The sequence below is a fragment of the Variovorax sp. GW821-FHT09D07 genome (assembly GCF_059416345.1).
Genome location: NZ_JBWKOY010000001.1, coordinates 447469 through 462862 on the forward strand (window position 1 = coordinate 447469; position 15394 = coordinate 462862).

4 protein-coding genes and 2 tRNA genes are annotated in these 15394 nt (G+C 69.4%); 3 read left to right on the plus strand and 3 right to left on the minus strand.

Annotated features, from left to right (window positions below; translation table 11 throughout):
• Position 1: 1 nt before the first annotated feature.
• The 3 genes from AC07OX_RS02135 to AC07OX_RS02145 all read left to right on the plus strand — a co-directional run bounded on the left by AC07OX_RS02135 (position 2) and on the right by AC07OX_RS02145 (position 1041).
• A tRNA-Asn gene (locus tag AC07OX_RS02135) sits at positions 2 to 77 on the plus strand.
• A 189-nt stretch (positions 78 to 266) separates the two neighbouring features.
• Positions 267 to 342 (plus strand) — tRNA-Asn (locus AC07OX_RS02140).
• 258 nt (positions 343 to 600) lie between these two features.
• Entirely contained in the window at positions 601 to 1041 is a 441-nt protein-coding gene (locus AC07OX_RS02145; protein ID WP_062472450.1) for a YXWGXW repeat-containing protein, read from the plus strand.
• Between the two features lie 39 nt (positions 1042 to 1080).
• On the opposite strand, the gene AC07OX_RS02150 is transcribed toward AC07OX_RS02145, so the two are convergent.
• The 3 genes from AC07OX_RS02150 to AC07OX_RS02160 form a co-directional block, all read right to left on the minus strand.
• Positions 1081 to 3921: a prealbumin-like fold domain-containing protein gene (locus tag AC07OX_RS02150; protein WP_495259715.1), complete on the minus strand. Its 2841-nt coding sequence runs from the start codon at positions 3919 to 3921 to the stop codon at positions 1081 to 1083.
• Positions 3922 to 4966: 1045 nt separating this feature from the next.
• A complete protein-coding gene (locus AC07OX_RS02155; protein WP_495260400.1) occupies positions 4967 to 12112 on the minus strand; it encodes a hypothetical protein in 7146 nt (2381 codons plus the stop codon).
• A gap of 292 nt (positions 12113 to 12404) precedes the next feature.
• A complete protein-coding gene (locus AC07OX_RS02160; RefSeq protein WP_495263266.1) occupies positions 12405 to 15230 on the minus strand; it encodes a beta strand repeat-containing protein in 2826 nt (941 codons plus the stop codon).
• Positions 15231 to 15394: the final 164 nt, after the last annotated feature.

Sequence of the window (15394 nt, forward strand, 5' to 3'; positions counted from 1 at the left end):
TTCCTCGATAGCTCAGTTGGTAGAGCGCCGGACTGTTAATCCGTAGGTCCCTGGTTCGAGCCCAGGTCGAGGAGCCACAATAAAGCCGCAAGGCCTCTGGAAGGCCCGCTACTCACAAGGTAGCGGGCCTTTTCATTTGTGAGACGACCGTCGAACGAAGACGTGTGCCAAGCGATGGAAAAAAATCGCCTCACGCACTTCGATTGGCAAAAATTGAGGGTCGCCGTTCAGAACGGCGATTCCATTGAATATAATTGAAGGCTTGTTCCTCGATAGCTCAGTTGGTAGAGCGCCGGACTGTTAATCCGTAGGTCCCTGGTTCGAGCCCAGGTCGAGGAGCCACCATTTGCTGAAGGCCCGTTACTCACAAGGTAACGGGCCTTTTCGCTTTGCGGCCCTTTTTGCTTTGGCGCCACACATCGGCCGCCGCCTGTCCGCTCGCGGGCCTGTCCGACACGCGGGCCCCGCCCTGCGTGCAAAACTCCCTCTTTGTTAACGGCTTCTACTGCCCTGCCCCGGGCAAACCCGTGCACGCGACGCGCCGCTCAGGCGTTGTTTGAGTTCAGTCATTCACAAATAACAACCATCAAGGGCATCACGATGAAACTCACAAGAATTCTTCTGGCCGCCGCCGTGGCCGCCGCCACCTTGCCCGCCGTGGCGCAGGTGTCCGTCAACATCAACGTGCCCGGCCTGATCCAGGTCGCGCCGCCCGCGCCGCGCTACGAGCCCGCGCCCCGCCCGCGCAGCGGCCAGGTCTGGGTGCCCGGCCATTGGCAGTGGAACGACCGCGCCTACGCATGGCGCCCCGGCTACTACGTGGCGGCCCGCCCCGACTACGCCTACGCCCCGGGCGGCTGGGTGCGCGCCGACGGCGGCTGGCGCTGGCGCGAAGGCGACTGGCGCCGTGCCGAGCGCCGTGAGGAACGCCGCGAAGACCGCCACCACCGCCGCCATGACCACGACCGCTACGACCATGACGACGACCACCGCGGCGGTGGCCACTGCCCGCCCGGCCAGGCGAAGAAGGGACGCTGCTGATAGCTGCAGCAGCTTGCGCGCCTGCTGACGCGCAAGTCGTCAGTTCACCGTCACCCTGAACCGCACGCTGCCCGTGCCGCCGGGCGCGAGTTGCCCGGTGAACTTCCAGTCCAATGGCCCCGTTCCGCCCGGCGCTTGTGCGGCCGCGCATGCCACGGCCGGCGCAGGCAAGGCATTGGCCGGCGTGCGCTTCGTGCATGCGGTCAGCGTCGCCGGCGTCGCGCCTTCCTGCGAGGCGACGAAGCTGGTGTAGACCGGCGTGACGTCGCTCACCGTCAGGCCACTGATCGGCGTCGCGCCGTTGTTGGTGTAGGTGATGCGGTACTCGAGCGTCTCGCCCGACTTGGCTTCGTTGTTGAGCCCGAAGTCGCCGTTCTTCGTCAGGTTGCGCACTTCCTTCTTGAGCTCCAGCGCCGTGCTCGACACGGTCGTGGTGTCGAGCACGAGGTAGCTCGCGCTCAACGCGGGTGATGCGTTCGTGAACACGAAGCTCGCCTGCACCGAGCGCTTGTCGTTGTAGCCAGCAAGCGCGCCGGCCGGAATGAACTCCTGCACCACCACGCACAGGTTCTGCCCCGTCGTCACAGGCCGGGGCACCGCCGGCGGATAGAGCACAGTGGCGCCGGCCTGCAAGGCGCCGGTGCAGCCCGGGTCGTCGAAGATCCTGGCGCTCCAGCCGTCGATCGGCGGCGTGGCCTCCGCACCGGCCACGCCGAAGCTCACCGTTCCGCCGGTCTGCGCCACGAAAGTGTGCGCGTGGCTCACGCTGCTGCCGGGCGAGCCGGTGCGGGCGCTGTCGGCGCCGAAGCGGTTGAGGGCCACGTCGCCAAAGTTCAGCTCGCCGGCCCGGGCCTCGTTCCATGCAAAGGCGATGTGGTCCGGCGCCCCTGCGGCGGTGCGCGTGTAGGTGTAGGTCCGCCCGCCCACGGCCACGCCCGTACCGGAAGGCAGCGGCGTGGCGCCGACCGACGCCCCGGTGGACAGATGGCCCGCCGGTGTCACCTCTTCGACGCACAGCGGATCGCCATCGGACGGCGACGAAGGCTGCGACGGCACCTCCAGGCGGTAGTGGCCCGAGCCGTCGGTCACGGCCGTGGACCACACCCCCGCCGCACAGTTGGTGAGCCGCATCTGCACGCCCACGAGCCCCGCTTCGCCGCCATTGGCCACGCCGTCGTTCGGCACGCCCGCGCCGCTGCCGTTGTCGCTGAAGACGCGGCCGGTGATGGCGTAGGCGTCGCTGTTGACGAAGGTGCATACGATGTCCGCGCCGCCCACCATCCATTCGGCGGGAATCGTCAGCACGTTGCCGGCCAGCACCACCGGCGGTAGCGACGCCGCTGCAGCCGCTGCCGCCCGCCTCGAAGCGGACACCCCGGGGATGGGCGACGGCGCAATGGCGTCCTTCACGTCGTAGCAGCTGGCGCTCACCGGGTTCACGGGCCAGCCGGCGGGCGACGTCTCGGTGATGGTGACCGGGACGCCGACCCTGCCGGTGATGGTCTGCGCGCCAAACTCCTCCCCCGGCACGGTGAGCGTGATGGTGTCGCTGCTCACGCTGAGGCCCGACAGCGCAAAGCGAAAGCGGTGGGTGCCCGAACCGACGTACGCAGCCTTGAGGATGCGGACCTTCGGGTCACCCAGCCGGACCCCGACGGACGGCGTGGTGGCATCGCAGGGTTCTTTCACCAACGGGGTGCACAGCGCATCGCCGCCACCGCTCAGGTTCACCGTGTTCGTGCCGGACTGCGCGCCCACGGCCGTCTTGTCGACCTCGACGGGAATGCGGATGTCGAAGGTGCCCGGCGCCACACCGGCAGCCACGCTGCAATTGGAAATCAGCGAGCCTGCCGCAGGGCAGCCGCTCAGGACGCCGGTGGTGGTCCTGGCGATCAGCACGGGCGGCCCGGCCAGCGTGATGCCGGTGGGCAGCATGTCTTCCACGAACAGCGGCACCGTGGTCGGTTCATGCTCCACCTTCACGGCGACCGTGTAGAACTGGCCCGCCGCGCCGACGATCAACGGATTCGCACTCACGGTCTTCGTCGAGGTGATGGCCAGCGGAAAGGCCACGGGCGTATTCGTCGTGCTCAGGCACACGCCCATTTCGGCGCAATACGGGTCCCCGCCCTTGGAGGCCTTCGCGACATTGACGATGTACGACACCGGGGCCCCCACGGTCACGGCAGACGGCAGCGGCGTCACGGGAATGACGAACGAATGGGAGGTCATCAGGCCGGGGGGCACCGTGCAGGTCACGTTCTGCTGGACGGCCGTGCAGCCCGCGGGCAGCGTGCCGATGCGCAGGGACGATGAAATGGCGTCGGTGATCTCGGCCGGCGCCGTGGTCGGGCTGCCGTTGCTGCTGAGCTTCAGGGTGTAGCTGGCCGGCACGCCCACGAAGAATTTGGCGACGCTGACCGTCTTCTGGAGCTTCAGTTGCATCATGTCGACCGATGTGGGCGGCGTGGTCGAGTCGCAGGCCTCGTTGACCGCCGTCGTGCATGCCAGGTCTCCCCCGCCGCTCAGGTTCGCCATGTTGGTGCCCTTGTTCAGGCCCGCGGCCGGTGTGCTGACGCTGACGGGAATCCTGATTTCGAAGGTGCCCGGTGCAACACCGGCCGCCACGTTGCAGAAGACGCCGCCGCCGATCGTCGGGCACCCGACCAGCGTGCCGGTGGTCGTTCCCGGAATCAGCGTCGGCCCGCCACGCAGGTTCATGCCCGCGGGCAAGAAGTCCGTCAGCCCAATGGGCGCCGTGGTCGTCCCGTTGGCCACGGTGATGAACAGGGAGTAGAACTGGTCGGGTGCCCCCACCACCAGCGGGCTGGCGCTGACCGTCTTGGTCGAGGTGATGACGGGCAGAGGCGGAAGGGCCACCGGCGTGGTCACCGTGCTCGTGCACGCCCCCGTGCCGTTGCAAGTGGCGTCTCCCCCCCCCGATGCCGTGGCCGTGTTGGTCACGCCGGGCACGGCCGAAGGCAGGGGCGTCACCGGAATGACGAAGGACGCGGACGATGTGAACCCTGGGGGCACCAGGCAACTGACGTTCTGGCCCACTCGGCTGCACCCCGGGGGAAGGTCGCCGATGGTCAGCGAAGGCGGCACTCTGTCGGTCACCACCGTATCGGCAGTGGTCGCGGCGCCAGTCGTGTTCGTCAGCGTGAGTGTGTAGCTGGCAGGCTGGGCCACGATCCATGGGGCCGCGCTGGCTTCCTTCTTGAGCGCCAACTGGGGGGCTGGGGGGTCTGGCACGAAGAAGCACAGCACGTTGTACGACCCATTCGGCTGACCGTAGCTTGGCTCGAGCGAGAGCGTGACGGAAGACGCGGATGTTCTCGAAACAACGGCCCATGCAGAGCCCCCAGAACTGGGTGTTGCCCCCTCAAGATTGCCGTCTGCATCGATTTTTACCGGCGTAAGGCCACCTATCTGTGCGGCCACTTGCTCGGCGGCAGGCGTCTTGACCTCCGCCGCAGTGAACGGATAGTGATTTCCGTTGACGGACACCACCATCTTCTCGCACCCATCTGCTGGGTTGCAGTTGAGCACGTAAGTTCGAACGCTCAGGTTCTTCACCGGCACAGAAAAATTGAACGTGCATGCCTGCCGCACGTTGGGCCTTCCCAGCCAGAGATAAGTACCCCATGCGAACTTGTCCTCCACCCCGCATTCGCCCTCCGTGGTGACAGCGACGCCCCCGTAGGTCCCGCTCTTCCATAGACATAGATCTGCAGCCGTGGCCTGCGTGCCGATCAGGAGCGAGGTCAGTGCCAGAAAGACGACGCCGCGCAAGGCATGAAAGAAGTGCGCCACGCTTCTCGCAAGTGACATCGCACGCGTCCGCACGGGTAGGCAGCGAAGCGCCGTCGCGCAGTGCATCGAATCAGTTTTTTGCATTTTCATTGGCCATTCATCCGCGACTTCATCGATCGGTCCGGTCGTCTTTCACGGGGGCAACTGCGCTCGCCGACGCGGCACCCAGCGCCGTCTCGTCGAACTTGAAACGCAGCCGGATGTACGCGCCCTTGCTCGTGTAGTCGTTGGCCGCCAGGTCGCGGTCTTTCAGGCCCACGAAGTTGTAGCCCGCCGACACCCACAGGTCCTTCATGACCTGGTAGCCGACTTCGATGCCCAAGGTCTTCTGCAGGCCGCCGCCCTTGCCGCGCAGCAGGCCGGCCTGCACGCCGAGGTCCCAGCTGTCGTTGAGGTCTTGCGTGTAGCGCGCCTGCAGCAGGTGCGCCCAGTAAGTGCTGCGCAGCAGGCCGTCGTCGGCGCGCGACCACTTGGCGGCGTAGCGCCCGTTGATGACGGTGCCTGGGCGCGGGTTGTAGTTGAGGTGGGCCGAGACGATGTCGGCGCTGGTGCGCCCGGGCAGCGCTGCGCTGCCGTTGCCCGCGCCGAAGACGCTCGCGCCGTCGAGTGCGCCGGTCGAACTGCCGGTGCCGGTGACGCGCTCGGAACGGCGCTCGTAGCGCATGAGCGCGTTCCAGCTGTCGGTGTCCACCGGGCGGTAGGCCAGGCCGATCTGGTGGCGCGCCAGGTGGTGCGCGTTGCCGGCGTTGGCGCCCTGCCCTTCGCTGGCGCTCATCACGCTGCGCGCCAGCAGGCTCCATGACGCATCGATCTTGAAGCCGAAGCCCGCGCTGAACAGGCGCGTGTCGGCGTCGTCGCCGTGGCGGCCTTCGAGGATGCCGCTGGCCTTGATGCGCGCGTCGGTGTATTCCACGCCGCCGGTGATGGCGGTGGAGTCGCCCGTCAGGCCGCTGGCGTGGCCGGTGCCGTTGTTGCCGCTGTTGCGCAGCCCGCCGATCTGGCGCGTGTGCTCGACGCCGCCGGTCAGGCGCCAGTGGTCGTCGACCCGGAAGGTGTTGCGCACGCCCGTGGCGGCCTGCGCGGCGCGCCCGTCGAGGCTGTCGGCCAGGCGGTACTCGCTGTACACGCGCCCGCCGTCCATGTAAGCGCTCTCGATGCCCAGGATGCCCACGTTGTTCGACTGCCCCGCGTTCAGCTCGTACGGCCCGTAGAGGCTGGAGACGAGTTCGTAGCGGCCGTACAGGCGCGTCTTGTCGGTGACGGCGTAGTTGCCGCCCACGGCGAGCACATGGCGGTCGGACTTGCGGAGGTCCTGCTCGCCTTCGACGAACACGTGGGCCTGCGGCAGGCCCGGCACCTGCGCCGACAGGCGGGCGCGCACGGTGGTCAGGTCGTCGTCGTTGGCGTTGGCCTGGGTGCCGGCGTTGGCCGCCGCGCCGAGCGCGGTGACGTTGTTGGCGGCCACGCCGCTGCCGAGGTTGCCGCTGTAGGTGGAGACCTGGCCGTAGTCGAAGCCCGAGCCGCTGCCCAGGCCGGTGCCGTTGTGGCCGTGGCGCAGGCCGAACTCGCCCACCAGTTGCTCGCCGAACTTTCGCTGCGCGCTGGCGGTGATGCCGCGGCGGGCGCCTTCGCGCAGGGCGTCCTGGCCGTAGAGCAGTTCGCCGCGCAGCGCAGTGGCGGCGTCGAGCCGGTACTCGGCGCGCGCCGAGGCTTCGGTGCGCCCGGCCGAGAAGCTCGCGCCGGGGTTGTCGAAGCCGGTGCTGGTCTTGCTGGCGAGCGCGGCCACGGCCAGGTCTTCGCCCTGGTGGCGCAACTCGACGCGGGCGCCGCTGCCCTTGCCGTTGCGGTCGGAGTCGGTCTGCACCCATTCGCCGGCGACGGTGGTGTGCTCACCCAGGCGCGCCATGGCGGTGACGGCGCCGAGCTTGCGGCGGTTCTCGGGGTTCTCGTCGATGGCCGCGACCACGCCGACCTGCAGGTTCTTGGCCACCTTGAGCTGCACGTCGGCGCCGGCCACGGTGAACTTGGGGCCACCCGCATCGACCTCGTAGGTCACGCGGATCGACTGCGGGTTGAGGTTCGCATCGACCGACGCGATGGCGCGCGTGAACAGCAGGCGGCGCGTGAGCGGCTCGACGGTGTAGTCGACGAAGCGCGTCACGGTCGAACGCTGCAGCACGAGGTCGGGCTGGTTGCGGTCGCGCACGACGATCTCGACCTGCTCGCTGTTCTCGACGAACTCGCCGCCCCTGGCGCCCAGGTAGTACGGGCCCGAGGTGCCGACGGCGCGAAACTCTTCCACCTGCTGGGTCTGCGCGGTGCGCGAGGCGTAGGTGGTGGTGCGCACCTCGCCGTCGTCGTAGACGTGCTTGAGGCCGGTGAGCGAGCGGCTGACCTGGCTCAGGCTGCGCACCTCGGTGCTGCTGGCGGTGCTGAAGTCGCCGTACAGCAGGTAGGAGCGGTTCTTGTCGATGCGCACGTAGAGCTTCTGCGTGCTCTGGGCGTCGAAGCCCTTGGCGGACGAGTCGCCGTACACGGGGTAGAACTCGTCGGGGCGGATGTCGCGGAACAGGCGGTCCTTGCGCGTCTTGTCGGAATCGTAGGCGGCGGTGAGCAGGTAGTCGCCCTTGACGGCGCCCTTGAAGAAGAAGGCCGTGCGCGCGGCGGCACGGCGCTTGTCGTTGCCCTCGTCGGCCAGGCCGGACAGCTCGGCCTCGAAGGCCGCGCCCGCGGGCATCGCGCCCAGCGGCACTGGGCCGCGCTTGGTGAAGTCGAGCACGCCTTCGACGATGCCGACGCCGATCATGGGGCGCAGCTCGGGCAGCAGCGCCAGCCGCGCCTCGGCCGTGAAGCTCGCGGCCGTCACGCGCAGGCGGGCGTCACCGGGTTCGCCGGGCGGCAGCAGGCGGAAGTCGGCCACGCCACCGTCCATGAAGACCTGGGTGCCGGGCTCGGCGGGGTTCAGGTCTTCGTCAAGCCAGCGGCCGCGGTCGGTCTCGAGCGTGAGCTGCGTGCGCGCGGTCACGGGCACGCCGGCCGCGTCGGTCAGGCGCACCTTCACGACGACGGGCGTGCGCAGGTCGGCCTGCGCCGAGGCGGGCACGTCGATGTGGATGGCGCCGAGCTTGTCGGGCGCGGTGACGCTGATCTGCTGCGCGGCGCCACGCACGTTGCCGAACGGATCGACGGCTTCGAGCACGAGGCGGTTGACACCGGGCCGCAGCACGATGCCGATGTATTCCCAGGCGCCGATCCGGCGGCTGGCCTGCTCGGTCTTCTTGCCAACACGGCGCTCCTCGACGCCCTGGCCGTTGACGCTCAGGCGCAGCGCCAGGCCAGCGTCGCCCTTGACACGCACGTTGAGCGAGGTCGAGGGCAAGGTGTCGCCGTCGCGCAGATCGATGAAGCCGAGGGCGTTGCTTTCGATGCGGGGCAGCAAGGCCTCGAGGTCGATGGGGCTGGGGACGGCTTGCGGCGGCGCCATCGCGGCCGTCGGCTGCGCCATGCCGCGGGACACGCGCATGCCGGAGAAGAGGCTGCCCACGGGGGATGCGCCATCCGCCGCGGCGCCACCGGTCGCCGCGCCGAGCGTGCTGCCCTGGCTGCCCGACGCGCCGCCGATGAAACTGCTGGGCGACGCCGGTGCAGTGGGCATTGCGATCAGCGGCGCCGAGCTGGCCTGCGTGGTGCTGGTGCCGGTGCTGCCGCCCGCGCGCACCTCGCCGCTGGCAGGCAGCGCGCGCCGGTCGCCGACGGGGACGATCCGGCCTTCGGGGTCCAGGCGCATGCGCACCTGGGCTTCGGCCTCGGTGTCGGGCACGGCCGCGATGGCCTCACGCCGCGCGATGACCTCGCTCATCACCGCCGGTGCGTCGCAGTTGGTGACGACGAAGTTGGCCTTGTGGAATTCGCCCTTCTTGAGATCGACGAAGCGGCTGTCGGCGCGCCCGGCATTGCGGTTGTCGAGCGTTTCGAGCCGCGCGCCGGCGGGCAGCGTGGTGGCATCGAGCCGCAGCACGTGGGTGACGGGCTTGAGGCCGTACAGGCTCCACTTGCCTTCGACGTCGGTGATGACGTGCGTGCCGTCTTCCATGTACAGGCGCACGCCGGGCACGCCGATTTCATCGACGCCCTGCTGGCGGCCGTCGCGCCGGCAGTCCATGTAGACCTTGCCGAAGAGGAAGGCATCGTCGGAGAACACGCCGCCGGTGACGCGCACGGTCCATTGGGCGAGGTTCGACTGCATGGGGCCGGAGCTGGCGCGGGCCCGGTTGACGGCATCGCCGTTCGTCGGTGCGCCGACACCCACGCGCACGCGGTAGCGCACCGCGGCGGACTGGTCGATGCCAAGCGCGAGGCCGGGCTGGTTGAAGACCAGCCGTGGACCGGCCCCGCCCACGGGATCGGCCGTGGCCGCACCGTTGAGCCGCGCACTGCCGGCCACGTAGGCGAAGCCCGGCGGCAACTGGTCGGAGAGGCTGAGGCCGGTGACGGGAAAGCCGGTCTTGTTGGTGACGACCAGCGCGTAGTCGAGAAAGTCGCCGAACTCGACCTGGCGCTTGCTGCCTTCCTTGCGCAGCACGAGGCCGAGCACGTTGCCCGGATCGAGCGGGATGTGGTTGTGCAGCACGTCGCAGGCCGCGCCCGAGGGCTCGAAGCCGGCCTTGAGCGAGAAGTGGTGCGTGGTGGGCTCCGCGCCCTGCGGCGACGCGGCGTTCGGGACGATGGCGCCGCAGCGCTCGAAGGTCCCGGGCGTGGCGGGGATGAGCTGCGAAGGCGCCGCGTAAGCACTGCCCGCGGGCGGCGCCACGCCCAGCGCATAGGTGCAGCTGCCGGTGACCGGCGGAGACAGGAAATAGAACTGGTAGCCGCCGTCGGCGCCGGTGGTCATCGACAGGCTGCCGTCGGCGTTGGCGCGGTAGACGCCGCTGTCGCCGCCGAACACCTCGGCCAGGGCCATCGGCCGGGCGGCGCCGTCGCTGCACGACTGGCGGGTGAAGGTGACGACGGCACCGGCCACCGGTTGGCGGGTGACGGCGTTGTAGACCACGCCCTGCGGGTCGGCCAGCATGGAGGACGCGCTGCTGGCGCTCGCGGTGACGAGCGCAGCCGACGACGCAGGGGCGGTGTTCTGCTCGAACGCGGCGGCCCAGGCCTTGTTGGTGAACGGCACGCGGGTGCCGTTGCTGGAAGGCTTGCGGGTGACGCGCACGGTGAATTCGATGTCTTCGCTCTGGCCGGGTGCCAGGGCGCGGCTGCCGTCGGTGAGGCCAAGTGCGGCCTGCATCGGCAGCTTGAAGGGATCGGCGCTGGCGGCAGCCTCGCGGTCGCAGGCGGCGCGGCCGGTGAAGCCGGATGCGATCTGCAGCACGCCGTGGCGCACCTTGGGCGCGCCGACGAGTTCCCAGGCAGCGACGAGGCCGTCGGGCTTGTCCATGTCGAAGGTGCAATCGAGGTTGTCGATCACGCGCACGTTCGGGGCCGGGGCTGCACCGGTGTTGCCGACCTTGAAGCGGTAGTCGAGTTCGTAGACGCCCTCTGCCACGCGGCGCGGCTGCGAGACGCTCTTCACGAGCGAGAGCACGGGCTGCTGCAGCTGCACCGGCGTGGGCGAGGTGTCGTTGCCGGGGTTGCCGTCGCCGTCGGCATCGGGGTTGCTGCCGTTGACGGAGTCGTCGAAGACGGTGGGCGGGCCACCGGCGGCGAGCGCGGCCTGTGCGCGCACGGTGTTGAGCAGCGTGCCCGCGCGACCCGACACGTGAAAGCGCACGTCGAAACGCACCGTGAACTGGCCGCCCACGGGCAGCACCGCACCGGGTGCGAGCAGGTCCTGCGCGGAGGCCGTGCCGTTGAACGCGGCGTTGACAGCCGCGACCGTGCCCGCCACGCCGTTGCCCGGACCGCCAACGATGGCCAGGGTTCCGGGCACCACGGCGTACTGGCGCGCGCCCGGCACCGCAGCGGTCGTGCGGGTGCCGAACTGCGTGGCGCCCTGCCCTTCGAGCACGTCGGCGAGCTGCACGCCGTGCAGCGCGGTCGTGCCGTAGTTGCGCACGTGGACGTCGAAGGTGACGGTGGCCGTGCCGTCGGGTTGGCCGTCCGCGCCGCGGTGCATGCGCGGCGTGGAGGCCGCCTTGGCGACGCCGATGCGGCCCTGGCCTTGCGGCGGCGCCATCGCGATCACCACCGTGTTCGACGGCGACGCGGCAGGTGCGACGCCGTCGTTGTATTGGCTGTGCGCGGTGTTGCGGATATCGCCGGTGTGATCGGCCTTGACCTGCACCGCGAACTGCATGGCGATGGAAGCGTTGCGCGCGAGCGCAGTGGGCACGCCGATGGCCACTTCGATCGCCACGCCGTCTTCGGCGGTGCGGTAGCTGAAGTCGGCGTCGCCGGGCATGCGGAACAGGCGCACCGCGCCGGCCGCCGTGCTCTGCAGGCTGCCAGCGAGGTAGCGGGTGCCCGTGGGCACGAGGTCGCGCAGCAGTAGCAGGCTGCGCGGACTGCCGTTGACCAGCACCTGCGTGCCGGTGGGCGCGGCCGCGCCGCCGGGCTGCGCGTCGCGCGCGCCGGTGTTGGTGCCCGAGATGCTGAAGTCGATGCGCGTGCTGCCGGGCACGACGGCCCCCGCATGGCTGGCCGACTTGACGAGCGCGAGCACGGCGACGCTGCCCACATCGACCGTGTCGCGATTGCTCGCGCTCGCGCCCTGCAGGGCGGTGGTCGCGCTCAGCACCACGCAGGCGCTGCCGCTGGCCGCGGCGGGAATGGTGCCCTGCACCAGCAGTTCGGCCGTCTGGCCCGGCTCCAGCACGAGCGTGCCGGCCGCACCGGGCAGCAGCACCAGATCGGAGGCGTCGACGACGCCGTTGTGGTTGCCGTCGCGCGCCACGCGCAACGCCGACAGGTCGAGCCCGTCGGCCGGGCACCCCACGCCGTCGTTGACGAGGCCCAGGGTGTAGCGCGAAGCCACGTTGCCGGTGTTGGTGAGCAGGTGGCTCAGCGTGACGACGGTGCCGGGCGGACGGTTCACGCGCTGGTCCTGCGTGAGCGACAGCGCCTCCACGGGCAGCACGCTGGCGGTCACGGCATTGGAGACAGCGGTCTCGCTGTGCCCGAGGCCGGCAGGGACGTAGGTGCCCGTCGCGATGCTGCGGATCACGACGCCGCCGGGCGCGGGCGCCGCCTGCGCGATCGGTGCGAAGAACATGGCGAGTGCCACTGCGGTGGCGAGTGCGAGACCGAAGGCCGCCATCGCGCTGCGCGCGAGCGCCCCGCAGCCCCACCACCGAGGCACGCCGGCACGCGAAGAAGAAAGAAGAAGTGGCACGCGGTGAACCTTCCCTGGCACCTCCCGCTGCGGGAGACACGTCAAACAGTCGAAGAACTCTTTCCTCTGCCGCCTCGAAGGCCGGCAAGGCACGGCTTGCATGCAGCGATGTGCGCGAAAGCGGCAGGGGAAACAGGCGAGGCGCCGGAGATGAACCCGGGCCTCGCGGGAAACAGCCGACGGCCCTGGCGGGACCGTCGGCGGCGCCGATGTCAGATCAGGGGTTGATCTGCACGGCGAAGGTCAGCGTGACCTTTCCACCTGGGGCCACGGTGTTGGCCGCGCTGCCGCAGCTCACCGCGGTGGCGGTCGATGCGAAGGCCGGCGCCGTACCGCCAATGCCCGGGGCTTCGCACTGCAATGCAGGCTGCTTCGCGCTCAGGACGGTGTACGCCGGCAGTGCGTCGTTGATGGCGATGTTGGTCACCGGCACGATGCCTTCGTTGGTGGCAACAACCTGGTAGACGATGCACTGGCCGGGCTTCAGCTGCAGCGACGTTGCCGCGAACGCGGTGTCCGCCACGCCGTCACAGGTCGCGTCGGCCGCCTGCGTCTTGAGGACGCGGATCTGGCCGGTGATCACGGCCGTGATGTCAGTGGCCGAAGGGGTACCGCAGTTGGGGGCCGGGTCGGTGAAGGTGGCCGTCACCGTCGTGGTGTTGCTGACACCCGCGCTCACGCCGCCCGGCGCGAACACGCGCACCAGCAGCTTCTGCGCCGCACCGGCCGGCAGGCTTGCCAGCGGACCGTTCACCGGCGTGTCGCCAGCGTCGATCTGGCCGTCGCCGTTGACGTCGAGGTAGACCGTGGTGGTCCAGCCTTGCGCCGCATCCGCCGCGGGCACCGTGGCGGTCAGCGTGTACGCGCCGCAGCTCTGGGCACCGATGTTGGTCAGCGTGTGGGCATACACCACGGTGCCGCCGGGTGCGACCTGGCCGTTGTTGTTCGGCGTGAGCGAGGCGCCCAGCTGCAGGGCCGTCGAGGTCACCGTCACGGCGTCGGTCTTGACGTCGGAAGCGATGCCGCCGGTCGAGGCCACCGCGGTGGATTGCACCTTGAAGTAGATCTTCACTGCAGTGACTGCGGCTTGCGAGGAAGGCGGCGTGACGCACGCTTCGACCGCCTGCTGTCCCCCGGCGATGACCGCGAGGTTCGAGATGGCCGGCGATGCACAGGTGCCGCCAAACGCCACGAACTTGACCGTCCAGCCTGCCGGCAGCGCGCCCGGAAAACCGGTCGTCTGGCTGGCGGCAAGGTTGTAGGTCGCGTCGACCACGTCATGGTTCTTCACCCACAGCGTGAAGACCGTGCCGGTGCCGGCACCCGTGTCGTGGACCTGCGTCGGCAACGGGCTGGGGCCCGCGCCGAGGTCACCGTTGGCGACGCTGCCGCTGCCTGTACCGATCTTCGTGTTGGTCAAGTCAACCAGGGTCTCGATCACGCGCTCGAGGCGGTCTTCGGTCGCATCGATCTTCGTGTTGTCGCCCACGGAACGACCGAGCACGGTGGCCACGTAGGCGCCGCCCACGGTGGCCGGCGGCAGTTGCACCTGCGTCACGATGTTGAAGCTCGCGCCAGCCGGGATCGGGCCGGTGTCGGGCACGCCGTCACCGTTCGTGTCCAGCAGCGGTGCGCCGGTGTCTGCCGCGAAGAACTGGAAGCTAGTGCCGCCCGGGAAGGTGTTGGCGGAGATCGACAGGTTCACTGCGTCGGTCGCGCCGCCCGTGTTGAACACGGTTTGCGGGAACCGGACGCTGCCGCCTGCGACGGCCAACTGCCTCGTGGTCAGATCTTGCCCGGCGGGGTTCGGTGTGCCGGGTGTCGCGTCGAGGGCCGTTGCAGCCGTGGACGGGTTGGAACCCACCACGATGCCGAAACGCGCCAGGACGGTGTACGCCGACGGGTTGGAGGTGGAACCGACCGTGCCGATCAACGCTGCGGTCACGCCAGCCGGCGCGTTCGCGGGGTTGTAGCGGGCCACGTTGGTGGTGGTGGACGTACCGACCGCCGCGGTGCTGTTCACGAGCACCACGAAGCTCAGCGTCTGCGTCACGTTCGGATTCAGCGAAGCCACCACCGCATTCAGCGTGTTGCCAGTCGCCTGGAAGTCGATGCCCGACGGATCGCCGCCTGCACCGTCACCCAGCGCCGTACCCGACGCACCGCTCCACACTGCCGAGCCCGTGACGTAGGTCAACCCTGCCGGCAACACATCGGACAGCGCGAACTTGCCCGGTGCGCCACCCGTGTTGTTGAACGTGAGGGTGTAGACCGAGTACTGGCAGTTCGCGTTCGACGCGAGACCGGCTGTCCAGCTCGTGGCCGTGCAGGCGGCGGAAGAGCGCGGCCCGCTGGTCGGTGCGGTCGGCCAGACGCCGTTGCCCGGTGCCGCGACCGAAGGAGCGCCGATGACCTTGGTGAGGTTGAACACCGCATCGGTGGCCAGCTTGACCTCGTCCTTGTCGGCCGCCGAGGTGTTCGGCGCGGTGTACAGCGCCGGGGTGCCCGGGGTGGCGGTGATCGTTGCCGCATCGAAGTTGCCGGTGCCGGTGGCCGAGCCCGGGATCGTGTAGGCCACGACGAAGCGGAATGCGCCGTTGTTGCCGGGCACGCTCTGCGCCGGGGTCACCGTGCAGACGTCCGTGCCGACCGCCGAGCAGAGCGCCGTCGTGCTGTCGGGCAGCCCGTTGCCGTCGGCGTCGGCGAAGACCTCGACACGCGAGAACTTGCCCGCATCGGCCTTGACCGTGAGGCCGAAGGTGTCGACGCCATTGCCGGTGTTGGTCAGCACGTGAGGCGCATAGACCGTCGCGCCGGCCGCGCCGGACTTGGTGTTGACGATGGTCGTCGTCACCTGGTTGACGCTGTCGAGCGTGAACGAGCCCACCTGGAGAACAGTGGTCTGCACCAGGTTGGAGGTGGCGACCTGGGTCGTCCCGGCGGCGTCCGAATAGCTGGCGGACGCCTGGTTGCCGATGACGGTGTTGGCGGGCGGCGACGCGGCAAATGCAGCCGGGCTTCCGAAAAGGAAGCCCAGCGTCAAAGCTGCGGCGCCTGCCCAGGGCGCGCACGGCTTGCAGCCGCTGACGCGTTGGGTTGGCTGGGTGGGAATCACGTAGTTTTCTCCTCTGTTGTCGATGAACGGGAACACGAAAGAACCTGGCCGGTACGTTTCGACGAACGAACGCGTACCTGCCGACTGGCACT